The organism is Cylindrospermopsis raciborskii Cr2010 (assembly GCF_003367075.2).
Classification (GTDB): Bacteria; Cyanobacteriota; Cyanobacteriia; order Cyanobacteriales; family Nostocaceae; genus Raphidiopsis; species Raphidiopsis raciborskii.
This window is the reverse complement of the sequence record NZ_CP065936.1, coordinates 1,400,798-1,426,690: the sequence shown is the minus strand read 5'-3', so window position 1 is coordinate 1,426,690 and position 25,893 is coordinate 1,400,798. Positions and strand designations below refer to the sequence as shown.

The window sequence follows — 25,893 nt, the reverse complement described above, 5'->3', positions numbered from 1 at the left end:
TTAACTCCGAAATCCAAGTTTGCTGTAAAGAGAAAACACATGAAGAGAATTATTTCCGTATTACTACTGGGTATTGCAATTTTCACACTTGCCTTCAGCAATTCAGCTTTAGCAGTGGATGCAGCAGCTGGAGCAAGTGTATTTAAAGCTAATTGTGCCCAATGTCATCTTGGTGGTAAAAACTTAGTCAATGCAGCTAAGACACTCAAAAAAGAGGCTTTAGAAAAGTATGGCATGTACTCCCAGGAAGCCATTGTTTCTCAGGTTACAAAGGGTAAAGGTGCTATGCCAGCATTCGGTAAGAGACTAAAATCTGCTCAAATTGAGAATGTGGCAGCCTATGTACTAGAACAAGCGGATAAAGGCTGGAAGAAGTAAGTTTATTGCTAGTAAACTAAATTACCATTAACGGTATTCTTCGCTCAAACATCTCCTATTGGCACTTGTGTCAGCCTAGGAGATCACATTTATGAACTATTCAACAAATCTCTGTCTCTTCAGAGCTAGGAAGTTTAATATTTAAGTATGGCATCTTCAAGGATAGTTCTCAAACAGCGAGAAAAAGAAGCCAGGTCACTAAAATCTTTTTTGATGTACAGTGTCATGGCCTCTTTCGTAATACATATTGGTTTGATAGGATTAGTTTTTGGGGAATTATTACGGAAATTTAAACAAGAGAATCCACAAGTAGTTGAACTGGAAATTATTGAGGAACCTGAACCTATAAAGGAAACAGTGACCAAACCACCAGAAATGAAAATCTCACCAACTGAGAGCAAATCTGGTAGTCTAAGTAGTGGAAAGATCACTGGTAATAAAAACTTTAAGGTTCTCATGCCCAGGGCCACTTTTCCTAGGATGGATAATCCTATTCCTGAACCTAAGAATTTAAATACGGGGGATTCTGTTGTCAAATATCCACTGAGTTCAACTATTCCTCGGGTCACAACAAGAAGAGTAGGGTCAAAAATTGCTCCTACTACTAAAGTGAGAGATCAGATCAAACCAAATCCTCAACTACCAATACCCAAAGTTATACAAACAGAAACTACACAACCTGTAGTAACAAGTATCACTAACACTAAGTTACCGATCGCACAGCCAACAACCGTCAGCGATGGAAACGCTCACAATACACCCATCGGTGGAACTGATGCAAATAATATTCCCCAAACACCACTAGGTAATGGGGTTGGAAATGGTAATGGGGTTGGAAATGGTGATGGGGTTGGAAATGGTAATGGGGTTGGGAATGGTAATGGGGTTGGGAATGGTGATGGTATTGGAAATGGTGATGGGGTGGAGAATACAAGAAAGATAGAGGAGACACCAACCCCTAAAGCGAGTCCCAACAGCGGTGCCATTCTAAGTCGTGTGGATTGTATCCGATGTCCACCCCTCAAATATCCGGAGGGAGCTAAAAGGCGGGGTAGAAGTGGCACAAAAACTACTGTTCATTTAATTCTGGACGCAGATAGTAATGGTAATATTACTTCTGTAATTGTGGATCGTCCCAGTGGTGATAATGAGCTGGATGAAGCTGCTAGGGAGGGGGTAGAAGAATGGAAGTTAAGACCTTTGGAGGGGGGTAGAAGAGGGGTAAGAACAACAGTTAACTTTGTGCTTAAACCTTAATAAAATTTAATAGAATTTAATACACTTCAAAATCACACGCTGAAACTTGCCTGATTTCAACTTTCTGTGTATCGCACACCTAACACGAGGAAATTCTAACTTCCTATGTGTTATGTATTTTCCATATTATGTTATGTATTTTCCATATATTTTGTTAACAGTTAGTTCATAATAGTCAAGATTTGTATTTTCCCGATCTAAAGTAAAAACTATGCCCCGTCGTCAAGATATCCACAAAATACTTCTGTTAGGTTCTGGTCCAATCGTGATTGGTCAGGCTTGTGAGTTTGATTACTCAGGTACTCAAGCATGTAAAGCTTTACGGGAAGAGGGTTTTGAAGTAGTACTAGTTAATTCTAACCCTGCTACTATTATGACCGATCCAGAAACAGCAGACCGCACCTATATTGAACCTTTAACACCGGAAATGGTAGCTAAGGTTATAGCTAAAGAACGTCCTGATGCTCTGCTCCCTACCATGGGTGGACAAACTGCTTTAAACATTGCCGTAGCTTTGGCTAAGAATGGCGTTTTAGAAGAGTATAATGTTGAACTGATTGGTGCCAAATTACCAGCAATTGAAAAAGCTGAGGACCGAAAATTGTTTAATGACGCCATGGAGAAAATTGGCGTGAATGTTTGTCCCAGTGGTACAGCATCCAGTTTGGAAGAATCAAAGGCGATCGCACAGAGAATAGGATCTTACCCCTTAATTATTCGTCCAGCTTTTACCATGGGGGGTACTGGTGGGGGTATTGCCTACAATAAGGAAGAATTTGAATTGATGGCCCAGGTGGGTATTGATGCTAGTCCTGTGTCACAAATTTTAATTGACCAGTCTTTACTGGGTTGGAAAGAATATGAGTTGGAAGTAATGCGAGACCTAGCAGATAATGTGGTAATTATCTGTTCTATTGAGAATTTAGATCCTATGGGGATACATACTGGGGATTCTATTACTGTAGCTCCAGCTCAAACCCTAACGGATAAGGAATACCAACGATTGCGGGATATGGCAATTAAGATTATCCGGGAAATAGGGGTAGAAACGGGGGGTTCTAATATTCAATTTGCTGTCAATCCGGTAAATGGGGATGTGGTGGTGATTGAAATGAACCCCCGTGTATCCCGTAGTTCCGCTTTAGCTTCTAAAGCTACTGGATTTCCTATTGCTAAAATGGCCGCTAAATTGGCTGTGGGTTATACTTTGGATGAGATTAAAAATGATATTACCAAAAAAACCCCCGCTTCTTTTGAACCTACTATTGACTATGTGGTGACTAAGATTCCCCGGTTCGCTTTTGAGAAGTTCCCTGGATCAGATCCGGTATTAACCACTCAAATGAAGTCTGTGGGTGAAGCAATGGCTATTGGCAGAACTTTTAATGAGTCTTTCCAAAAGGCTTTACGCTCTTTGGAAACTGGTCGTGCTGGATGGGGAGCAGATAAAGCGGAAAAGCTACCCAGTGGAGAACAGGTTCGCGCTCAATTACGTACCCCCAATCCTGAAAGGATTTTTGCCCTACGTCACGCTATGCAGTTGGGTCTGAGCAATGAGGAAATTTATGAATTGACTGCTATTGACCCCTGGTTTTTGGATAAATTGCACCAAATTCTGGAAACTGAGAAGTTCTTGAAACGCACACCTCTACAACAACTGACAAAGGTGCAGATGTATGAGGTTAAACGCAATGGTTTTAGCGATCGCCAAATTGCTTTCTGCACCAAAACTAAGGAGGATGAGGTTAGAGCATATCGTAAACAATTGGGTGTAATTCCAGTTTATAAGACTGTGGATACCTGTGCAGCGGAGTTTGAGGCTTTTACACCCTATTATTATTCCACCTATGAGGAGGAAACTGAAATTCTACCCACTGATAAGCCTAAGGTAATGATCTTAGGTGGTGGACCTAACCGCATCGGTCAGGGAATAGAATTTGATTATTGTTGTTGTCATGCAGCATACGCCTTAAAATACGCCAACTATGAAACCATTATGGTTAATTCTAATCCAGAAACGGTTTCTACAGATTATGATACCAGCGATCGCCTATATTTTGAACCTCTGACCAAGGAGGATGTTCTCAACATTATTGAAGCGGAAAATCCAGTGGGTATTATTGTTCAGTTCGGTGGACAAACTCCTCTCAAGTTAGCAGTCCCCCTACAAGAATACTTGGAGAAATCCCCATCCACAGTTACCCGTATTTGGGGAACATCTCCCGATTCTATTGATATGGCGGAAAATCGCGAGCGATTTGAAAAGATTTTGGAAAAACTAAAAATCGCCCAACCAGCTAATGGTATAGCCAGAAGTTATGAAGATGCATTAATTGTAGCCAAGCGCATTGGCTATCCAGTGGTAGTTCGTCCTAGTTACGTTCTGGGAGGAAGAGCTATGGAAATAGTTTACTCTGACTCAGAATTAGAAAGATATATGAGCTTTGCAGTTCAAGTAGAGCCAGAACATCCTATCCTCATTGATAAGTTCCTGGAAAATGCCATTGAAGTTGATGTAGATGCGATCGCCGATCATCAAGGGAGAGTAGTGATTGGGGGCATTATGGAGCACATTGAACAGGCGGGTATTCACTCAGGAGACTCGGCATGTTCCCTCCCTTCCATTTCTCTTTCCCCTGCGGTTTTGAACCAAATTAGAACTTGGACTGTAGAACTGGCAAAAGCCTTATCAGTAGTCGGCTTAATGAACATTCAGTTTGCCGTTGTGGGTGCTAGTAGCTATTCTCCCCAGGTTTACATTTTAGAAGCCAATCCCCGTGCCTCTCGTACGGTGCCATTTGTCTCTAAAGCTACAGGAGTTCCCTTGGCTAGATTGGCATCCCTAATTATGTCTGGTAAAACACTCGAAGAATTAAACTTTACCCAAGAAGTTATTCCCCAACATATAGCAGTTAAGGAAGCTGTTTTACCCTTTAATAAATTCCCTGGTACAGATACCCTATTAGGACCGGAAATGCGTTCAACCGGTGAGGTAATGGGTATTGACGTTGATTTTGGGCGAGCATTTGCTAAAGCAGAAATGGGTGCAGGGGAAAAATTACCACTCCAAGGTACTGTGTTTGTATCTATGAGCGATCGAGACAAGAGCTTAGTAGTGGAAGTGATCAAAGAATTTATTCAGCTAGGCTTTAAGGTGATTGCTACTCAGGGAACCAGTGAATTTCTAAGGGAACAGGGTCTACAAATTGAGACCATTCTTAAACTGCATGAAGGTCGTCCCCATGTGCTGGATGCCATTAAAAACCGACAAATTCAGTTAATCATTAACACACCTTCAGGACAAGAAGCCCGTACTGATGGACAATTGATTAGACGTACAGCATTAGGGTATAAGATACCTATAATTACCACCATAGCGGGTGCAAAAGCAACCGTAGCTGCTATTCGCTCTTTACAGAATATAAGCTTGGATGTCAAAACCATTCAGGAGTACTCTTTTTAAAAACCTATCTTCCCAAGTCTCCACATCAAGGAGAGTTAATGGCGTAATTGCAGGGGCTCACCCCCCTATAGGTGGAGGTGGGCATAACTGGGATTTAGAAATGACCCATATTGGTAACCGTTTATCAATATGGGTAAATTAATATGGTTATTATTGAGAGATATTAACAATTATGTGGCGATTTATAATGTAAATCCAACTGGAACGCTCAGGAGGGGAGTTAATAGCTAAAAATGATTATTGAGAAAGCGTTCTAGTTCGCCTTTGTCCTCTTTTGGGTAAATTAACCGTACTCTATAAAACCAAAAAAGTTCGGGTTTCCCGGTAGTCAACTTTTCTCATAAAAGTTACAATTCGTAATAATCACATCAAGTAAAAATATTTGACGGATTACTTAAAACATTGTATGTAGTTTATATGTACTTTTCAGTACCAATAAATCACCATAAACTCTAACAGTTAAAAAGCCTCTATCGAGTTGATATCAACAACCGACCTGATCGGGTGTATAAGTTACAAAACTTGAGATGGTTTCCCAGTTTACCCGAGTTGTAAAATAGTAAGGCATTAGCTAATGACACTACCAGCAAACCTAGCATCATTAAACAGTAACGCCATGAAAACCGCTCAAACACCCACGGACATAGTGCGGACTTACCTGCGGGAGATTGGCAAAGTACCACTTTTAACCCATGAACAGGAGATTTATTATGGTAAACAGGTGCAAAAATCCACAGCATTGTATGAGACAAAAGATAATCTAGCTCAAGAGTTAAACCGTCAGCCAAGTTTAGAAGAGTGGGCAAAAGCAGCGCAGTTAGATCCACAAGAATTAAATCGGTTGCTGGGTCAGGGGGAAATTGCTAAACGTAAGATGGTAGAAGCCAATTTACGTCTGGTAGTATCTGTAGCCAAAAAATATATTAAGCGTAATGTAGACCTACTTGATTTAATTCAGGAGGGTAGTATAGGGATGCAGCGGGGCGTGGAGAAGTTTGACCCCAGTAAAGGCTATAGGTTTTCCACCTATGCTTATTGGTGGATACGTCAGGCAATTACTCGTGCTATTGCAGAAAAAGCCAGGACTATTAGACTGCCCATACACATTACTGAAAAACTCAACAAAATCAAAAAAGCCCAAAGGTATTTATCACAAACCTTGGGAAGGTCACCCAGTATAGCTGAACTTGCTCAAGAGCTGGAAATAACACCTAAACAAGTGAGGGACTGTTTAGAAAAAGCTCGCCTACCCTTATCCCTGGACTTACGTTTAGGGGATAATTACGACACTGAACTGGGAGAAATGCTAGAAGACCCGGGTGCGTCACCGGAAGATTATGTGATTCAATCTTCCCTATCTTCCGAATTAGATCGGATGATGACCCATCTTACTCCCCAGCAAAGGGAGGTAATTAAACTGCGTTTTGGTTTGGTAGACGGTCAGTCTATGACCTTGGCCAGAATTGGAGAGGTGTTGAATATTAGTCGAGAAAGGGTGCGACAAATTGAAAGAGAAGCCTTAACAAGACTGCGTAGATGTAAAACTAGCATGAGTGAATATCTTGTTAGTTAAGTGGAAGACAGGGATTGGATATGGGACTTCGCCATTTACCAACCCTGTTCGGACAACTGATCTAATTTTTGTACGGTTAAACCTAATTTCCAGATTCAGAATAACCTGTTATATTAAGTGTCAGGTCGTAAGCCTAAATTTTTTATCATTTCAGATACAAAACCGTTAACTGGCTAATTATTTAGGTATCAATTATCAGATTACGTAGTTGTAGCAAAGGAGAGCAGCAGTGAGTAACCAACCTAGGGAAGTATCCGAGTTTTTTCATGGTGAAGTTGAGAACAGTAACCTCTTATGGCAATACGTTAAGTCTTTGAGTCCTGAAGCAGTAAATCAACTGTCTAAACCTACATCCTCAGAAGTATTTCAGGTGATGGAGCGCAACATTGTGGGACTACTGGGTAATTTACCCTCAGAACACTTTGGAATTGCCATTACCACCAGTAAGGAAAACTTGGGTAGATTGCTTGCTTCAGCAATGATCAGTGGTTATTTTTTACGTAATGCGGAGCAGAGGATGAACTTTGATCTGTCCCTGGATAAAACTGAAACAAGTAAAAGCGACAACAAGGAATAATACACCTGTGGGCGTTGGGTTTCATACTTCAACCCAACCTACGTTCATCTTATATTTAATTCCACCCACCCACTTAAACCAAAATAAAAAACTACTATATTTTAGATTTTAGTTTTTAAATATGACAACTCCTAACCCTCAACAGAACACCATTCTTCCCCATAAAATTATTGGGGTTGGGGTGATTTGGAATCAGGAAAAACAAATTTTAATTGACCGTCGGTTACCCACAGGGTCCATGGCCAATCTATGGGAGTTTCCTGGTGGGAAAATGGAGGAAGGGGAAACCATCCAAGATTGTATAGTGCGGGAGATTAGGGAAGAATTAGGCATTAAAATTGCCGTGAGAGAACATTTGATAACCATTGACCATACCTATTCCCACCTGCAGGTCACCTTGAGGGTCTATCATTGTGACTACCTGGATGGTACTCCCCAGACCTTAGAGTGTGCTGAATTCCGTTGGGTCAATTTAGATGATTTAGAGCAGTTTGAATTTCCTGCTGCAAACGGACAGATTATTGCAGCTTTAAACAGATAATATTCGCCAATTCTCAAATTAAATGTCAATAACAGAACATAAAATAACAGTAAACTCACTAGAATGGTTTTATAGACAAGCTGAACCCATGGGCAAGAGCAATCTATTACCCGTATTATTGCTACATGGTATAGTTTCCCAAAGTTACAGCTGGAGAAATATTATACCAGCATTAGCAGCACAAGGGACAAAAGCAATTGCTCCCGATTGGATTGGTTATGGTTTTTCAGGTAAACCTGAAAAGCAGGATTTTGCTTACACACCGGAAGCATTTATTCACGCCCTAGAAGACTTTGTTCAAGCCATTGATTTACCAAAATTCTCCTTAGTGGTGCAGGGGTTTTTGGGTTCGGTGGGACTTCAATATGCTTTACGTCATCCTGAGAAAATTGCCAACATTGTTATTTTAAATACCCCCATTGGCACTAGTGCCAAACTTCCATGGAAAATCGGACAAATGGGTTTACCCATAGCAGGGGAAATAATAACTCAAGACCCCTTATTAGTGGATAGAACCTTAGAAAGCGGTAGCTGTTATCGCATCGAAGACAAAGATTTGGACATTTATAGAAAACCGTTTTTAAAAACCTCCGCTTCGGGAAGGAGCTTGTTATCAACCATTAGAAACTTACAACTGGATGCAGTAACCAAAGAAATCGAAATGGGATTTCAGAAATGGCAAAAACCGATTTTAGTGCAGTGGGGAGCTATTGATCCTTGGTTGTCTGTAGAACTGGCGGAGAGTTTTGCTCAATCTGTACCCGATGTTGAAATCATAAAACTTAACAATGTGGGTCATTATCCTCAAGAGCATTACCACGAGGTGATTTTACAGGATTTATTAGCCTTTGTGCGCTTGACCAATACCCAGTCACAAAAATCCTGATCAGGTAGACTAATTATACAATCATCTACAATTGTCTGTAACTTGAATCGGAGTGATTGAGAACTTATGGCTTATTATTGGTTTAAAGCATTTCATATTGTTGGGTTTGTAGTCTGGTTTGCTGGTTTATTTTATCTAGTACGGTTGTTTATCTACCACGCTGAGGCCAATCAAGAACCTGAACCGGCTAAGACCATACTGAAAAATCAGTATGAAATCATGGAAAAACGTCTTTATCATATCATCACCATCCCCGGAATGATCGTCACCTTAGCTATGGCGGGTGGCATTCTTTATACCAATCTTGATCTATTTCACGAAACCTGGTTGCATTTCAAGTTGGGGTTTGTAGGTATTTTATTAGTTTATCATCATTACTGTGGTAGATTGATGAAACAGTTGGCTGCAAATGAGTGCAAATGGAGTGGACAGCAACTAAGAGCTTTAAATGAAGCACCAACTTTGCTACTAGTTATTATTGTCATGTTGGCTATTTTCAAAAATAATCTCCCCACTGATATTACTGCTTGGGTAATTTTTGGATTAGTGATTTTGATGGCTGCTAGTATTCAGATATATGCCAAAATTCGCAGACGAAATAAAGAAAAGTTACTAGTGCAAATGAATCAAGTTAATCAAAACAATCCAACTGATCAGATTCCCCAAGTCCAAAATTAGACTGAGGTAGAAAAAGGGGGGAAATGGGGAGTAATGAAATCATCTAAAGTAATATGTCCCAAGAATTATTAAATAGTTTATTTATCAATCGGGTAGCCGTTTTGGCAACCATGCACCATAAAGAAAATGTCATTGCTCCATTATTAAAAAAGCAACTGGGGCTAGAAGTTGTCGTTCCCCCAAACTTTAATACCGATCAATTTGGTACGTTTACCAGAGATATAAAACGTCCAGATACCCAAATAGTCACAGCTAAATTAAAAGCCAAAAAAGCAATGGAAATGACTGGGGAAACTATAGGTATAGGAAGTGAGGGTAGTTTTGTGCCTCATCCTAATTTTCCTTATATTTATGCCAATAGAGAAATTGTATTACTTTTAGATCAACAAAATGACTTACAAATTGTGGGAGAGGTGTTTTCCACAGAGACTAATTTTAATCATTTGGTGATCAATAGTTTTGAAGCAGCACAAAAATTTGCTGCTAAAGTTGGTTTTCCTGACCATGGTTTAGTGGTTTGGTTTGAATCTTCCAATGGGCAAGATACTGAAATTATTAAAGGTATCACCACTCAAGAACAGCTATATGAATCTGTAAATTTTGCCTTAAATAATTCTCCCCATGGTAATTTACATATAGAGACTGATATGCGAGCGCTTTATAATCCCACCCGCATGAACAACATTGCAAAAGCTACTCAGGATTTGGTGGAAAAAATTTACAGTTGTTGTCCTCAATGTGGTACACCTGGATTTAGTATTACCGACAGAACTCAAGGTTTACCATGTGAAAGTTGTGGTCAACCTACCTCATTAACTATGGGAGTAATTTACCAATGTCAAAAGTGTAATTTTATAGAAGAGAAGTTATATCCCGATGGTAAATTTTTTGCCGATCCTGGATTATGTCCATATTGTAATCCCTAATCAGTAGGTGGATGGAATTAAATATAAGATGAACGTAGGTTGGGTTGAAGTATGAAACCCAACACCCCCATGGGTCTCGTTACTCGACCCATCCTACAAATAATTGTGCCTCCCTACTTAGTCTCTATAGCAATGCCCAGAAAATCAGAATAAAGCCCCCTCTTGAAACTTTTAATTATGTAATTATGAAACAAATTAAAATTGCAAGAGGAGGTTTGGAGCTAAAGTCCGGTAGGGTAATCGGGCTATTTAATATATAGTCTTGATTGGATACAAAACCAGTCTCTCTTTAGATAGATAAATTTTGTCTACAAATTCTCTATTGGTATAATTTGCCATCTACAGTTTTTAAAAACCGTCTCCCAACTGCAAATTACTAGAGATAGTTTTAAAGATATCCACCCCTCCCAAAGAATAATCCTCTAATTTAAAATCTGCAAAAGGTTTTTTCTCTAGTCTGTCTCTCAAGGCCTCATCTAAAATAACTCCCTCATCTTGTTTCTTTACCCCAATAATAATAATGCTCCTTTGATATGCAGTTAAATCTTGATCACTCTGACAATCTTTTCTTTGAAATTGTCCAAGATTCAATAGTCTATAGGCTTTAACACTCAAGCTATCACTAAAGAGTTTTTTCACCAATAACTGAATTTGCTTGGATCTTTCCAAAGCACGACTCTGTTCCGATTTTATATCACCTTCACAGGAAGCTGTCCCTACGGAAATAATCTCACTGGGATCTTCCATGATTGTTTGTATCCCTTCCTCTTGTAATCTGGATTTTAAGGATTCAAGATTAATTGTTTCATTATTATACTTAATCTGATAGGTACTACCCAACTGCCATTTATATTCTACTGATAAAACTGCTATATTGAATTCTGCTACTCTACCTTGACTGTCTTGACCCTCTTCGTATGCAAAGTAGTCTACTTCCCCCTTTTTAATCGGTAATTGTCCATAGTCGGAGGGAAAAACCACAAATCTATTATCCCTATTGGTAAATGCTACTAACCACAGCAAAAACAATGAACAAAGTAATGCCCAAAGTAATGCTACTAGTGGTAGTTTTGCCAATGGCTTTTCTGAATTTTGACCCAGGTTTTGTTTGGTGTTTGTTTCTGTGACTATTTGTGTATTTAAACCGCCCATCACATTTTTTTCCACAACCATACAGTGAAGGGTCATCCCTGTGCTGGTTTGATGGGTAAAATACTCTGGTGCCATATCATTTTGTTCCAATTGGCCTAGATCACTCATTTCTTGTTCAAATACTTTTTTGGCTTCGTCATCATTAGATACTTGTTGTTTCAGCACTTTAAGTATTTTTAGTATGTCTTGTTGATAGACCTCATAAACTTTACTGAATCCAGTGTGATCACTTAATAAACGTACTACCCGATAAGTTCCTAATAATTCCAATGGGGAACCACAACTTTGACAAAAGTAGTTTCTATCGTTATCTGGATGCTTTGGTTGGGGACAAACAGGGTTTATGCAAAGACTCATAGTTTAAATACAAGTTAAATATAAGTTAAAATAGAATGAGACTAAATCAAGCTATATTGATTGTGCTAAGAATTCAGCTATAGTAAGATTAAATTCTTCTGGGTTACTTAGAAACGGCCAATGGGTTCCTGGGATCTTTTTCCAGGTGAGGTTTTTAAGGTTGTCTTTATAAGGTTTGATTTGCCAATCTTGGCGATTCACTCCTTTTTCAGGTTGAACAAACAGGGTGGGTATTTCCACGGGGTGAATAAAACCAGCTACTTCTAATACTGCATCAAAAATTCCGTCACGAGCGGCCACGGTAAATTTACTACCCCACGTGCCATCCGGTTTTTGCTCTATTCCCCCTTGAAAAACTTGTTGTTGCAAATCATTCCATTCTCGAAAGTGAACCAGTTTTTTGATTTTCTCCTCAGCTGCTTCATAACTGCTAAATGGACCCATAGTTTGTAAAGATGGTAATACGTTATACAACAAAGGAAAGATTAATTTAAGTACCCTAGGCATCTTCCAAATAAAAATCGGGTCTACTAAAGTCATAGTTTTTAACCTCCCTGGATTTTGCCTAGCCCAAATAGCTGCTAGTTTACCTGTCCAAGAGTGACTAACTACATTAGCACTCAACCAACCAAGACTATTCATTAAGGCTTCCAAATCAGCGATCGCACTTGTAAAGGAATAATCTGTTTCCGGTTTACTGCTGTTACCATGACCACGCATATCGGGAGCTATAACATGGTAATTTGGGGACAAATAATCGCCCAAACTTAACCAAACCAGGGCATTATCAGCCATCCCGTGGAGTAGTAGTAAAGGTTCATGACCCTGACTCCATTCCAAATAGGAAATTTCCATATTAGGTATTGACAGTGTTTTGCGGGTGTGACTCATATTAAGTAGAGGAATAGTACTCGATGATCTAGCAGAAAATTAGCCATTGGTCAAGAAAAGTGGTAGAATGACTATCATATTTTAACACCTCTAATAAGTTGGAGGATGAAAGAGTTCAACACAGTAGGTATTTGCTTACCTAAAAAGCACTACATGTGCGACGTAACCACTAAATTCAATAGATGTCGCCATCTAATCGAAAGTGGTAAATATTTTGCCATTAACTTTCCGAGGCAATACGGAAAAACCACCATGCAGCATCTCCTGGAAAAAAGTTTTCAGGGGGTGGAAGAATATCTGGTGATCAGTACCAGTTTCGAGGGTATTGGCGACCTACCATTCCAAAGCGAAGAGCAGATGGCATCGGTAGTCCCCGCAGTTTTAGCCAAAGGTTTGTTCTTCAACAATCCAGAACTCGCTGAATGGCTTGAAGTTAAGTCCGGGCAAATCAACAGCTTCAAACAGCTTTCAAGATTTGTCAGTGACTGGGTTAGGGAATCCAGACTAAAAATTGTCCTGCTCCTAGACGAAATTGACAAAGCCAGCAATAATCAGGTATTCATCAGTTTCCTAGCCATGTTGCGGGATAAATACCTAGCAACAGCACAAGGTAGGGATGCTACCTTCCACTCGGTGGTCCTGATCGGAGTCCACGATGTGAAGACCTTAAAGTTGAAGCTCGATCGGGATGAAGAACGTAAACTGAATAGCCCCTGGAACATTGCTGTGGACGTGGATATTGACTTCACCTTCAGCCAGGAGGAAATTGAGCCAATGCTCGCGGAATACGCAAATGATCATGGATTTAAAATGGACTGCCCTGTTTTGGCTCGCCTTCTGTTTTATTATACCAGTGGCAATCCCTTCCTCGTTAGCAAGATGTGCCAGGTGGTTGACGAGATGCACCAGAACCAGCGACCTTGGTCAGTTAATGATATTGAGGATGCTTATAGGCATTTAGTGGATGTATCCTACTCCACCACTAATTTTAATGATGTGTACAAGAATCTTGAAAATAATCCCGACTTTTCCCAGTTAATTCGGGCAATAGCTATTGATGGGGAGGATTTAGTCTTTGACCGGGGTAATCCCTTGATTGATCTGGGGGCGACCTATGGTATTATCAAGAACAATTCAGTAGGTAGATGCGACATCGCCAACAAAATCTACGAGTTCAGAATTATCAGCTATTTTATTTCTAAACGGGAAACCGCCCATGAACATCTTGATAGATACCGAGATAGCAGCTTTATAAGCGACGGTAAGCTCCAGGTCAGCTTGATTTTGGAAAGGTTCCAGTGGTTTATGCGGGAGCATCATTCCTCTTGGGACAACGATTTCCTGGAGAAGAACGGGCGTATGTTACTCATGTCTTTCTTCCGTCCGATTATCAACGGTAATGGATACATGTTCAAGGAAAATGTGGTCGCGGAAAACCGTAGGATGGATCTGGTTGTCACCTACAGAAACCAGCGCTACGTGATTGAACTGAAAATTTGGTACGGTGAAAAGCGTCTTCAGGATGGGATTGAGCAGCTTTGCAGCTACCTGGAATCCTACGGACTAAATGAGGGATATATACTCATTTTTAACTTCAACAGTAACAAAACCTACGATATACGGGAGATTGATCACCAGGGGAAACACCTCACTGCTTTCTTCGTGTAGCAGCAAAGAAAGTAGGTTAGGTTTAGGAATTAAACTCAACATCATCTGTTTAATTAATTGTTAATTGATTATAATGAAGAAAAAGCAAAAAAAGTTTAAGCATACTGGTAGACATATTACTGCTTATATAATACTAATAATTGTAATTATCAGTATTAACACTATTATTAAACAGCCGATTGTAGTAGGGCAAACACCCAGATTAGATACTGAAGAAGAATTAAAGCACACTTGCGCATCTCAAATACCATCTTCCATAGAGAAGATAATCAATTCTCCTACATTTGAAAGAATGAGGTGGGGAATTTTGATTAAAAACCTATCATCTGACCAAATTCTTTACAGTCGGGATGCCCAAAAGTATTTTATTCCTGCATCTACCACCAAAATATTAACTGCAGCAGCAGCATGGCAAAAACTGGGCAAAGACTTTCGCATTCGTACCTCAATTCATCAAGGAGATGAAGGTAATTTTTATTTAGTTGGTAGAGGAGATCCCAGTTTTAATAATGCCCAATTAACCGCCCTAGCTCAGAAATTGCAGCAACGGGGAATTCGGTCAATTAACAAGCTAATTGTGGATGATAGTTACTTTCAAGGAGAATACATTGATGCCAGTTGGCAATGGGAAGATATACAAGCTGATTATGGTGCCCCAGTCAATAGTTTAATGGTCAATGAAAATACTGGAATTTTGACTTTATCTCCCAACAAGATAGGAGAAAAATTAAACATTACTTGGTCTAACGATATGGAATTATATAGTGGAATAGAAAATAATTCTATCACTGTTGCTGAAAATGAGTCGAGATTTTTCCAAGTCACCAGAGATCTAAAAGGTCAAGTATTAAAGATTGATGGCAAACTGCCTATTAATTCCCCTTCTCAAACCATAGGGTTATCAGTTATTGACCCCATAGATAACTTCTTAAAAAACTTGCGTTTGACCTGGGAAAAAGTAGGGATAAACGTTAAGGAAATTCAACCTATTTTTGAATACCAACACTATAAAATAGCTGAACAAAAGCCAGAAATAGCTGTCGTTGAATCCCTTACCTTGCCAGATTTACTCAAAGAAGTGAATAGGAATAGTAATAATCTCTACGCCGAATCTTTACTCAGACATTTAGGTAATAGTGAATCAACTAACAAAAATGAAACCACTGTAAACCAAGGCTTAAAAATACTAAAAACTACCCTGAGTGAATGGGGAATAGAACCTAATACTTATATGATTGTGGATGGTTCTGGACTATCTCGCAAGAACCTAATTAGTCCAGAAGCATTGGTAAAAATATTACAGGTGATGGCAAAATCACCTGATGGCAATCTGTTTCGTGCATCCCTAGCTACCGGTGGTATGAATGGTACCCTAAAAAATCGGTTTTTAAAAACTCCTGCTTGGGGAATAGTTCAAGGAAAAACAGGTTCCATGACTGGTGTAATTTCTCTATCTGGATATATTAATGTTCCCAATTATGATGATTTAGTGTTTAGCATGATAGTTAATCAATCACAACACCCATCAGCAGTCAGGAAAGCAATGGATGAAATCATCATTTTACTGGCAAAATTGCACAAATGCTAGTTGACACACCGCCAAACCAGCAATTATAAATAATGCAGGAATGCAGGTTGGGCGATCTGGAAAATTAATTATCATCATAATTTGTTGGGTTTCGTTCCTCAACCCAACCTACGAGACGGTCTAAATTTAGAATTTCTGTCACCACTAATACTCAATTCCTGGTTGAGCTTTAACTCCTTGATCCTTAAATGGGTGTTTGATCAGAGTCATTTCCGTAACTAAATCCGCTTTTTCAATTAAAGCTGGTGGAGCGCCCCGACCAGTTAAAATGACGTGCTTATCAGGGGGTTTTTGAGCTAAACCTGCTAAAACTTGATCCACCTTTAAATAACCAAGTTTTAGGGCAATATTAATTTCGTCTAACAAAACCAAGTGAAACTCAGGATGGCGAATAAACTCTAAAGACTTCTCCCAAGCAACATTAGCCTTATCTAAGTCCCTGTCCCGGTCTTGGGTTTCCCAGGTAAAACCCTCACCCATGGCATGAAATTCCAGTTGATCGGACCAGGAGCTAAAAACCCGCTTTTCTGATGGTTCCCAAGCACCTTTAATAAATTGCACAATTGCCACTTTATATCCATGTCCCAGTGCTCTTACTATCATACCCAAAGCAGCAGTGGTTTTCCCCTTGCCATGACCAGTATTAACTATAATTAACCCCTTTTGAGGAATGGCATCCGCTATACGTTGATCTTGTATCTGTTTACGACGCTGCATTTTCTGACGGTACTGCTCATCGCTCAAGGATGATGACATGACCTCATCAATCAACCCACCAATTTCTTGATCCTCGCCCAACTGATCCGATGTGTTTCTACTCATCCGTGTATCTTCATCCCATGAGAACTGGAAAAAATTAAGCCTCCAAATATCTCATATTATCTCTCATATCATTAGAATCGGAATACTGACTATGGGAAAGTGAAAAAATGTCAAAGAAACAAGGTAAAAAAATTGCACCCGCACCAATTTCATCGAATATTAGTGTAGTTGACTTAATTAATAACTACTTCACTGCTTATAATTCAGCTCGGTTAAGAGAGGCGTGTAAATTACTAACTGAGGATATATTCCAACCGGGTGTAACGGTGGGATTAAGTCTTTCTGGTGCTATGACACCAGCAGGATTTGGTGTTTCCGCTTTAGCTCCTTTAATTCGTCATGGTTATATCGACTGGATGATTAGCACCGGTGCCAATCTTTATCATGATATGCACTATGGTTTAGGTTTTGACCTGTTTGCAGGTAGTCCCTTTTTGGATGATGTTAAATTACGGGAAGAGGGAACAATCCGAATTTATGACATTATCTTCGGTTATGATGTGCTACTAGAAACTGATGCTTTTATTCGTAAAATATTGCAAGCAGAACCCTTTCAAAAGCGCATGGGAACGGCTGAATTTCACTACCTGCTTGGCAAATATGTACGAGAAGTGGAAAAGCAGTTGGGGGTAGAAAATTCCTGTCTCCTAGCTACAGCTTATGAATATGGCGTTCCTATTTATACTTCTTCTCCCGGTGATAGTTCTATAGGGATGAATGTAGCAGCCTTGGCGTTAGAGGGTTCAAAGCTGGTATTAGATCCAGCTATTGATGTAAATGAAACTGCGGCTATTGCTTACGGAGCAAGGGAAGGAGAGGGGAAAAGTGCAGCGGTGATTCTGGGTGGTGGAAGTCCCAAAAACTTTCTCCTTCAGACCCAACCACAAATTCACGAAGTCCTGGGTTTAGAAGAAAGAGGACATGATTTCTTTGTTCAATTTACAGATGCACGTCCAGATACTGGTGGATTGTCTGGTGCAACTCCAGCAGAAGCGGTGAGTTGGGGTAAAATAGATCCTGACGAGTTGCCCAGTACAATAGTTTGTTACACTGATAGTACAATTGCCCTGCCTTTGATTACGGCATACGCATTAAATCAGGGTCAACCACGATCTCTAAAACGATTATACGACAGACGAGAAGAGTTATTAGACACCTTACAAAAAGACTATTTGGCAGCAAAACAGCGTGTTCTAGTGGAAGCATAATAGATAATATTAGTCCCCCTTTTAGGATTGGGGGGACTGCCAATGTCAAATTCTTTTCTCTAGTTTTATTTTAGGCGTGTGTAAATGTTATTTAAAATAATCCTACGGAAAAATTTGATGCAAACCCTAATTAGAAGTAAAATATGACAGTTGTATTATATGTCTGAATGTGATTGAGCGTTATACCTTGCCCGAAATGGGCAATCTGTGGAGTGAATCCTATAAGTTACAAACCTGGCTACAAGTGGAAATTGCTGTGTGTGAAGCTCAGGGCGAACTGGATTATATTCCCCTAGCAGCGGTGGATGAAATTAAGGCTAAAGCCAAGTTCGATCCTAAGCGAGTACTAGAAATTGAAGCAGAAGTTCGCCATGACATGATTGCTTTTCTCACTAATGTAAATGAATATGTAGGTGATGCAGGGCGTTATATTCATCTGGGCTTAACTAGCTCGGATGTCTTGGATACAGCATTAGCACTACAGTTAGTCGCTAGTTTGGATCTATTATGTCAAAAGGTGGAAAATCTCATCCAGGCAATTCGCATTAAGGCTCATGAACATCGTTATACTGTAATGATTGGGCGATCGCATGGGATTCACGCGGAACCAATTACCTTTGGATTTAAATTAGCTGGTTGGTTAGCTGAGGTTCTCCGACATCAGGAGCGGTTACAATTACTCAGGAAAAATGTTGCGGTGGGTAAAATATCGGGAGCGGTGGGAACCTATGCTAACATAGAACCACGTGTAGAGGCGATCGCCTGTGCAAAACTGGGACTCAAACCTGATACTGCTTCCACCCAAGTAATTTCTCGGGATATTCATGCTGAGTTTGTACAACAACTAGCTCTTTTAGCAGCTTCCATAGAACGCTTTGCCGTAGAAATTCGCAATTTACAAAAAACTGATGTTTTGGAGGTGGAAGAATACTTCTCCAAGGGACAAAAAGGCTCCAGTGCCATGCCACACAAACGCAATCCCATTCGTTCCGAAAGACTAACTGGTATGGCTAGACTAGTCAGAAGTCATGCGGGTGCAGCATTAGAAAACGTAGCTTTATGGCATGAAAGAGACATTTCTCACAGTTCTGTGGAGCGGGTGATGCTTCCTGACGCTTGTATATTAACTGACTTTATGCTCCATGAAATCATTGATTTAATCACTAATCTTTTGGTGTATCCACAAAACATGGCAAGAAACCTTAACTGCTATGGTGGAGTAGTGTTTAGTCAAAGAGTTTTACTGGCCTTAATAGACAAAGGAACTAGGCGAGAAGAAGCCTATGCCATAGTTCAACAAAATGCCCACATAGCGTGGAACAACCCAGAAGGTAACTTCCGTCACCTCATTACCCAAGATTTGCGTGTCCGAGAAAAATTATCTGACTCGGAAATAGATGCCTGCTTTGATGCAAAGCAGCACTTAAAATATTTAGATCAAGTGTATGAGCGATTAGGTATCTAGTTATATATTGATAGAATTGGGTAGGCGTTCTGGCTTAGTTGGGTTAGGTTATAGCTTTAGCCAGAACACCTTAGAAAGGGTTGATGGGTAAAAACGAGAGTTAGGTAGGGCTTGCTCCCATCCTACAAGAGTCCTATGGCGTGAAGTAAACCCCTACCGGTAATTATTTCAATAATCAGAGCTATAAAACCTAACATGGCAATTCTACCATTCCATACCTCAGCACTGGTTGTCAATCCCCATTCCCAACGCTCTTGAGGGTACATTTTTACCTTTTTCCTCATTTGGGTAACTTGAGATAATTTTAGACTGGGCTTTTCCAAAGCATCAACCACCAATTGGGCCAAGGCTTCAATAAACAGTGGATGAGTATTAGGTGCAGCTGCACGTCTAAAATTCTCAATACCTGCTTCATGAGCTATTTCCCGATACTCAATATCTATCTCCTGCAGGGTTTCTATGTGTTCAGACACAAAACTAATGGGTACAACCACCAAATCTCTGACCCCTTTAGCTCCTAACTCTCTGAGTGCGTCTTCCGTATATGGCTGCAACCACTCCACAGGACCAACACGACTTTGATAAGCCAAAGTATAGTTGTTTGTACTGTTAAGAGTTCGCATAATTAAGTCTGTACACTCTTCAATTTCTTGCTGATAGGGATCACCAGCTTCCACAACATAACTTTTGGGTACGCCATGGGCACTAAAAAAGATATGCACTTTCTCCGGATGGGGAAATTGATGTAGCTGGTCATTAATTAGCTCCACCATGGCATTTAAATAGCCCGGTTGCTTATACCATGAAGCAATAACCGTATATTCTGGTGGCTGAAGTTGGGGATTTTCTTGCCAGAGTTTTTCCAATAGTCGGAAACTAGAACCACTGGTACTAATGGAAAATTGGGGATATAATGGCAAAATTACCAGCTTTTCAATTTTATCCTCCCCTATTTGGGCGATCGCCTCTTCTGTATAGGGATGCCAATAACGCATCCCCATGTAGACTGTAGCTGACTTACCCATACCATGGAGTTGAAATTTTAAAGCCTCTCCCTGTTCTTCAGTAATGCGTCTAAGTGGTGAACCGCCACCAATTTGCCGATAGTTGGCCTGAGAAGTTTTTGTGCGTCTCGTGGCAATAAACCATGCCAATGGCTTTTGCATCCAACGAAATGGTAGGCGAATAATTTCGGGATCTGAAAATAGGTTATACAAGAATGGCCCGACATCTTCCAGTTTGTCAGGTCCACCAAGATTGAGTAATAATACGCCTACACGACTCATAGCAGTTACTTGCCCCCAATCCTTACTTTTTTTATTATTATTAATAAATATAAAGCTTAACGCTCAGGAAAGATTTCAATGGCGACAATTTTTAGGGATTTGAGTTATCGTTACCAGTGGCTATATGATAGCATATCTAGTGTAGCTGCGTTAACCGTGGGTGGGGAGCAGCGTTTTCGTCAACTGGCTCTTCAAGGTTTAACAATAAACCCTGACACTCGGATTTTAGATCTATGTTGTGGTAGTGGTCAAGCCACTGCATTTTTAGTCAAGTTATCACACCATGTTACCGGATTAGACGCTTCCCCCATATCATTACAAAGAGCGAAAAATAACGTGCCAGATGCTACATATATAGAGGCATGGGCAGAAGATATGCCTTTTGAGGACAATACTTTTGATGTGGTACACACCAGTGCTGCTTTACACGAGATGGAAATTGAGCAACGGAGGAAAATTATCCAAGAGGTAAACAGGGTATTAAAACCAGGAGGAATTTTCACTTTAGTAGACCTTCATCCTCCCACTAATCCCCTATTTTGGCCAGGTTTATCATTATTCTTTTGGTTATTTGAAACTTCAACAGCTTGGGAGTGGATCAAAACAGATGTAGTCGGGTTACTAAAGGAAAATGGTTTTGATGTGGGCCGACCAGTATTATATGCTGGAGGTAGCCTACAGGTTGTCAAAGGGGTTTTAGGCAGTTCTAAATTGTAGAAAATTGGTCTAAAGCCAAGTTGCTTTCGTTAATTAGTCAATATAAGTATTGTGGGAACAGACCTATGAGTGTTAACGCCGAATTTAAAGGTTTCTGCTCCACCGTTCCGTTGGGATGAATCGGGGGGTATTCTTATTTTGGCGTGGCCAGCTAGATCGTGTTCTACTTAATCATGATTGGGAAAAACCATGGCTGTACATTCCGCATCTAAAATTTATCATGCACTTTCTTGCTCTGAGATTATAGAAAATCTTAAGAGTAACGCACAGACTGGGTTATGCGCAGAAGAAGTGGCTCTACGCTATGAAAAGTATGGCCGGAACGAACTGCAATTTAAGCCGGGCAAACCAGAATGGTTAAGATTCTTACTACAGTTTCATCAACCACTTCTATACATTTTGCTACTAGCTGGAACCGTGAAGGCCCTTCTCGGTTCTTGGATAAATGCAACCGTCATCTGGGGAGTAACGGTGATCAATGCCGTTATTGGCTACGTGCAAGAAACCAAAGCAGAAGGAGCGATCGCCAGTCTATCCAAAGTCCTTACAACTGAAACCATTGTATTGCGAGAGGGGCAACCTATGAGGATTCCGGCCAGAGATCTGGTGCCTGGGGACTTAGTTGTGCTCACATCGGGGGATAAAGTCCCAGCGGATTTGAGATTATTGCGGGTTCGCAACTTACAGGTAGATGAATCAGCCTTAACGGGGGAGTCCGTTCCGGTTGAGAAATCAATCCAAATTATCCCGGCTGAGAAACCACTAGCTGAACGTCAAAACATGGCTTATGCCGGGAGTTTCGTTACCCTTGGCCAGGGAGAAGGCATTGTGGTGGCCACTGGCAATAGGACAGAGGTAGGAGAAATTTCCCGATCCATGGAAAGCAGAGTGAGTCTAAGTACGCCCCTGACCCGTAAATTTGAGAAATTCAGCCACACCTTGCTCTATGCTATCTTGACTTTGGCAACCTTCACCTTTGTAGTGGGACTGGGACATGGCAAGTCTTGGGTGAATATGTTTGAGGTGGCGGTAGCATTGGCAGTCAGCGCTATTCCTGAAGGACTGCCTGCTGTCGTGACCATTGCCTTGGCCATCGGAGTCAATCGTATGGCCAAACGCAATGCCATCATTCGCAAGTTACCAGCAGTGGAAGCGTTAGGTAGCGCGACGGTGATTTGTTCAGATAAAACTGGAACTTTAACAGAAAACCAGATGACCGTGCAGGCAATTTATGCGGGAGGTCAACACTATCGCGTCAGTGGTGGCGGTTATAGTCCAAAGGGTGATATTACTTTGGTCAAGGATGAGAATCAGATTGCCTTTGAGGGCAAACAAACCGCGCCCGTCTTAACAGATTGTTTAATGGCAGGGGTGTTATGTAACGACTCCCGGCTAAAACAAATGGGAACAAATTGGTCAGTAGTTGGTGATCCAACGGAAGGGGCCTTAATTGCTGTAGCGGAAAAAGCAGGGATCACTCAGGTGCAACTTACCGCCGACAAACCTCGATTGGATGCAATTCCGTTCGAATCTGATTATCAATACATGGCGACCCTGCACAATGCCGAGTCTCGGATCATTTATGTAAAAGGATCGGTAGAGGCTTTGCTGAGTCGTTGTACCCAAATGCTTGATGCCCAGGAGCAACAGATTCCCCTCAAACCTACCCAAATCAAACAAGAGGTCGAGACAATGACGAGTCAGGGTTTACGGGTGCTGGCCTTTGCTCAAAAATTCTTATCGTCGGATCAGCACACAATCGATCATGAGGATATTGCAACTGACCTGGTCTTTCTGGGTTTACAGGGCATGATTGATCCACCTCGTCCGGAGGCCATTGCTGCGGTTCATGTCTGTCAGTCAGCATGCATTCAAGTTAAGATGGTTACCGGTGATCACATTGGCACGGCACGGGCGATCGCACAACGAATGGGGATTAAAACTGCTGCTGGAGTAATTGCCTTTTCAGGGCAACAATTAGCTCAAATGAACGAAGGGGAAATCAAACAAGCAGCAGCTGAAGGTTCAGTGTTTGCCAGAGTTACCCCATTCCAAAAGCTGCAACTAGTAGAAGCACTCCAAGCCCAAGGCCATATCGTGGCAATGACTGGTGACGGTGTTAATGATGCCCCAGCCCTAAAAAAAGCTGATATTGGTATTGCAATGGGTAAAAATGGTACGGAAGTTGCACGGGAATCTGCTGACATGCTGTTGACTGACGATAATTTCGCTTCCATTGAAGCCGCAGTGGAACAAGGGCGGACTGTTTATCAAAATTTACGCAAAGCGATCGCCTTTCTACTACCCGTCAATGGCGGAGAATCTATGACTATTTTGATTAGTAGTTTGTTGGCAAGGGAATTGCCAATTTTACCCTTGCAGGTTCTGTGGTTGAATATGATTAACTCAATTACAATGACTGTTCCTCTAGCTTTCGAACCTATATCCCAAGGAACAATGGGACAGCCACCCCGCAACCCTAATGAAGGATTACTAACTTCAAAACTGCTCGGACGCATTGTGTTAGTGTCGCTGTTCAATTGGATTTTGATTTTCGGAATCTTTGAATGGGTCAAGGTTCAGACAGCAAATATAGTGCTGGCTCGCACCATGGCAATTCAAGCTCTGGTTGCAGCTCGAATGATCTATTTGATTAGCATCAGCCAACTGGGTACGAGTATTGTTCAGTATTTTCGTGGTCGAGCTAGTGGGATCCCTAATGTCCCGATTCTTATTCTAGGAACTACTATCGCAACAGCTCTACAAATTCTCTTTAGTCAGTGGAGTGTAATGAATGTCTTATTTGCTACAGCTCCTTTGACTTCGTACCAATGGCTGGTTTGCTTGCTACCGATACTACCCATGATCCCAATAGCAGTTCTGAGCAATTGGATTGATCCTTCCTCCCCGCCCTATCTCCCCAAACAAATAAAATTAAATGGGAATAGGCGGGATAACCTCTAATTAAACATTCATTGGTTGCTTGGCATGCAAAGGCTTATAATTTGCTTGCTCTTCATCTGAAGCATGTTTGATAATTTCCTTGCCAGTGATTAGTCTAGCTCTGCGACTGCGAGTAAAATAGCTCCACATCCACTGAATCATCACAACCAACTTGTTATCAAACTCAATTAAGAAGTATATATGAATAAACAACCAAAACAACCAAGCCAAGAAACCCCTAATTTTAATAAAGCCCAGATCTACAACTGCCGAGTGCTGTCCAATCATAGCTAAACTACCCCTGTCCATATAGTTAAATGATGGAGTCCCTTCTCCTAAGAGACGGTTTTTGATTAGCTTGGCTACATATTCTCCCTCTTGCATAGCTACAGGTGCAACACCGGGTAAAGGTTTACCACCTTGATGACAGAAGTTAGCCAAATCGCCAACAACAAAGATATTTGGGTATCCTTTAATACTCAAATCTGGTTCAACCATAACACGACCAGCGCGGTCACATTCGACGTGGGTTGTTGCCATTAAGACCTTGCCCATAGGTGAAGCACTCACACCAGCTGCCCACAATACGGTTCTAGCGGCAATTGTTTTTACCTCATCACCCTGCTTAATAGTAACAATATCATCTTCAATATTAGTGACCAAAGTTTTGGTTTGCACTTCCACGCCTAACTCCGCCAAAGAATCTGCCGCTGTTTGGGAAAGTTCCGGTGCGAAGGGAGGAAGAACCCTATCTAAACCTTCCAACAGTAGAACCCGAGTTTCCGAGGTATCAATATTGCGGAAATCCTCCTTCAGGGTTTTTCTAGCCAATTCAGCAATAGCTCCAGCTAATTCCACACCGGTGGGACCACCACCAACCACCACAAAAGTCAACAAAGCCCGCCGTTTAGCTGGATCAGTTTCCTTTTCTGCTGCTTCAAAGGCGGTAAAAATCCGTCGGCGCATTTCTATGGCATCCTCTAGGGTTTTTAACCCGGGTGCAAACTCCTCCCAGTTATCCTTACCAAAATAAGAATGCTTTGCACCAGTAGCCACAATCAGGGTGTGGTATGGAACTGCTTCACCTCCCACCATCACCGTCTGATCTTCAGGGTTAATATCACTTACTTCCCCCAATAAAACCGTAGTATTTTTGTTCTTACTTAGGATGGAACGCAAAGGAGAAGAAATATCCGCAGGGGATAAAGCCCCCGTAGCCACCTGGTAAAGCAAAGGTTGAAACAAATGGAAGTTCCGCCTATCTATTAGCGTTACATTCACATTAGTTTTAGCTAATGCTTTAGCCGCATATAGTCCGCCAAAACCACCACCTACGATTACCACATGATGGGGTGGGGTATTGCTAGAAGATTCAATCATAACAATTATTTTCCTTATATTACTGCTGCTGTAACTATTCTTAACATTTTTGTATCAAAGTTGTCACAAACATTTCTGTTAATTGTGAACTTTTGAAGGAAAAATAAAGGTAACCTGGAATAATCATTGCTCACCCA

Annotated in this window: 20 protein-coding genes; 15 read left to right on the top strand and 5 right to left on the bottom strand. The window is 40.9% G+C overall.

Features of this window, described 5'->3' with window-relative positions; translation table 11 throughout:
• Nucleotides 1-39: 39 nt before the first annotated feature.
• The 9 genes from petJ to C6N34_RS06520 all read left to right on the top strand — a co-directional run bounded on the left by petJ (nt 40) and on the right by C6N34_RS06520 (nt 10,279).
• Nucleotides 40-378 carry a cytochrome c6 PetJ gene (petJ, locus tag C6N34_RS06560; protein ID WP_115539369.1) on the top strand — a complete coding sequence of 113 codons (339 nt, stop codon included), beginning with the start codon at nt 40-42 and terminating at the stop codon, nt 376-378.
• A gap of 147 nt (nt 379-525) precedes the next feature.
• Nucleotides 526-1,635: an energy transducer TonB gene (locus C6N34_RS06555; protein WP_115539370.1), complete on the top strand. Its 1,110-nt coding sequence runs from the start codon at nt 526-528 to the stop codon at nt 1,633-1,635.
• Nucleotides 1,636-1,846: 211 nt separating this feature from the next.
• Complete coding sequence (gene carB, locus C6N34_RS06550) at nt 1,847-5,098, top strand: carbamoyl-phosphate synthase large subunit (protein ID WP_236107456.1); 3,252 nt, start codon at nt 1,847-1,849, stop codon at nt 5,096-5,098.
• 616 nt (nt 5,099-5,714) lie between these two features.
• The gene (locus C6N34_RS06545; protein ID WP_040008653.1) at nt 5,715-6,671 is read left to right on the top strand and encodes an RNA polymerase sigma factor, RpoD/SigA family; all 957 of its coding nucleotides are present in this window, start codon (nt 5,715-5,717) and stop codon (nt 6,669-6,671) included.
• A 229-nt stretch (nt 6,672-6,900) separates the two neighbouring features.
• Nucleotides 6,901-7,248, top strand: a complete 348-nt coding sequence (locus C6N34_RS06540; protein WP_006276736.1) for a DUF760 domain-containing protein — start codon at nt 6,901-6,903, stop codon at nt 7,246-7,248.
• Between the two features lie 121 nt (nt 7,249-7,369).
• On the top strand, nt 7,370-7,789 hold the full coding sequence (gene mutT / locus C6N34_RS06535; RefSeq protein ID WP_006276737.1) for an 8-oxo-dGTP diphosphatase MutT: 420 nt from the start codon (nt 7,370-7,372) through the stop codon (nt 7,787-7,789).
• A gap of 22 nt (nt 7,790-7,811) precedes the next feature.
• Nucleotides 7,812-8,675 (top strand): alpha/beta fold hydrolase, encoded by an 864-nt coding sequence (locus C6N34_RS06530; RefSeq protein ID WP_115539372.1) that lies wholly within the window; start codon nt 7,812-7,814, stop codon nt 8,673-8,675.
• Between the two features lie 66 nt (nt 8,676-8,741).
• Nucleotides 8,742-9,353 carry a protoporphyrinogen oxidase HemJ gene (gene hemJ, locus C6N34_RS06525; protein ID WP_006276739.1) on the top strand — a complete coding sequence of 204 codons (612 nt, stop codon included), beginning with the start codon at nt 8,742-8,744 and terminating at the stop codon, nt 9,351-9,353.
• Between the two features lie 53 nt (nt 9,354-9,406).
• Entirely contained in the window at nt 9,407-10,279 is an 873-nt protein-coding gene (locus tag C6N34_RS06520; protein WP_115539374.1) for a DUF6671 family protein, read from the top strand.
• A gap of 348 nt (nt 10,280-10,627) precedes the next feature.
• Here the strand turns inward: C6N34_RS06520 and C6N34_RS06515 are convergent, their stop codons facing one another.
• Complete coding sequence (locus tag C6N34_RS06515; RefSeq protein ID WP_115539375.1) at nt 10,628-11,788, bottom strand: zinc ribbon domain-containing protein; 1,161 nt, start codon at nt 11,786-11,788, stop codon at nt 10,628-10,630.
• A 51-nt stretch (nt 11,789-11,839) separates the two neighbouring features.
• Nucleotides 11,840-12,679, bottom strand: a complete 840-nt coding sequence (locus tag C6N34_RS06510; protein ID WP_115539376.1) for an alpha/beta fold hydrolase — start codon at nt 12,677-12,679, stop codon at nt 11,840-11,842.
• A gap of 153 nt (nt 12,680-12,832) precedes the next feature.
• On the opposite strand from C6N34_RS06510, the gene C6N34_RS06505 reads away from it, so the two are divergent.
• Both C6N34_RS06505 and dacB read left to right on the top strand, forming a co-directional pair.
• Nucleotides 12,833-14,347 (top strand): AAA-like domain-containing protein, encoded by a 1,515-nt coding sequence (locus tag C6N34_RS06505; protein ID WP_236107447.1) that lies wholly within the window; start codon nt 12,833-12,835, stop codon nt 14,345-14,347.
• Nucleotides 14,348-14,420: 73 nt separating this feature from the next.
• A complete protein-coding gene (gene dacB / locus C6N34_RS06500) occupies nt 14,421-15,935 on the top strand; it encodes a D-alanyl-D-alanine carboxypeptidase/D-alanyl-D-alanine endopeptidase (RefSeq protein WP_115539378.1) in 1,515 nt (504 codons plus the stop codon).
• Nucleotides 15,936-16,079: 144 nt separating this feature from the next.
• On the opposite strand, the gene cobO is transcribed toward dacB, so the two are convergent.
• Nucleotides 16,080-16,757 carry a cob(I)yrinic acid a,c-diamide adenosyltransferase gene (gene cobO, locus C6N34_RS06495; protein ID WP_115539379.1) on the bottom strand — a complete coding sequence of 226 codons (678 nt, stop codon included), beginning with the start codon at nt 16,755-16,757 and terminating at the stop codon, nt 16,080-16,082.
• 107 nt (nt 16,758-16,864) lie between these two features.
• Here cobO and C6N34_RS06490 point away from each other — a divergent pair, with 107 nt between their 5' ends.
• A complete protein-coding gene (locus C6N34_RS06490; protein ID WP_006277976.1) occupies nt 16,865-17,965 on the top strand; it encodes a homospermidine biosynthesis protein in 1,101 nt (366 codons plus the stop codon).
• Nucleotides 17,966-18,134: 169 nt separating this feature from the next.
• The gene (gene purB, locus C6N34_RS06485; protein WP_057177333.1) at nt 18,135-19,430 is read left to right on the top strand and encodes an adenylosuccinate lyase; all 1,296 of its coding nucleotides are present in this window, start codon (nt 18,135-18,137) and stop codon (nt 19,428-19,430) included.
• Between the two features lie 122 nt (nt 19,431-19,552).
• Here the strand turns inward: purB and hemH are convergent, their stop codons facing one another.
• Nucleotides 19,553-20,716, bottom strand: a complete 1,164-nt coding sequence (hemH, locus tag C6N34_RS06480; RefSeq protein WP_057177332.1) for a ferrochelatase — start codon at nt 20,714-20,716, stop codon at nt 19,553-19,555.
• 78 nt (nt 20,717-20,794) lie between these two features.
• On the opposite strand from hemH, the gene C6N34_RS06475 reads away from it, so the two are divergent.
• On the top strand, nt 20,795-21,433 hold the full coding sequence (locus C6N34_RS06475; protein ID WP_096545958.1) for a class I SAM-dependent methyltransferase: 639 nt from the start codon (nt 20,795-20,797) through the stop codon (nt 21,431-21,433).
• Between the two features lie 189 nt (nt 21,434-21,622).
• Nucleotides 21,623-24,397 (top strand): cation-transporting P-type ATPase, encoded by a 2,775-nt coding sequence (locus tag C6N34_RS06470; protein ID WP_096545956.1) that lies wholly within the window; start codon nt 21,623-21,625, stop codon nt 24,395-24,397.
• Here the strand turns inward: C6N34_RS06470 and C6N34_RS06465 are convergent, their stop codons facing one another.
• Nucleotides 24,398-25,756: an NAD(P)/FAD-dependent oxidoreductase gene (locus C6N34_RS06465; protein ID WP_115539380.1), complete on the bottom strand. Its 1,359-nt coding sequence runs from the start codon at nt 25,754-25,756 to the stop codon at nt 24,398-24,400.
• Between the last annotated feature and the right edge of the window lie 137 nt (nt 25,757-25,893).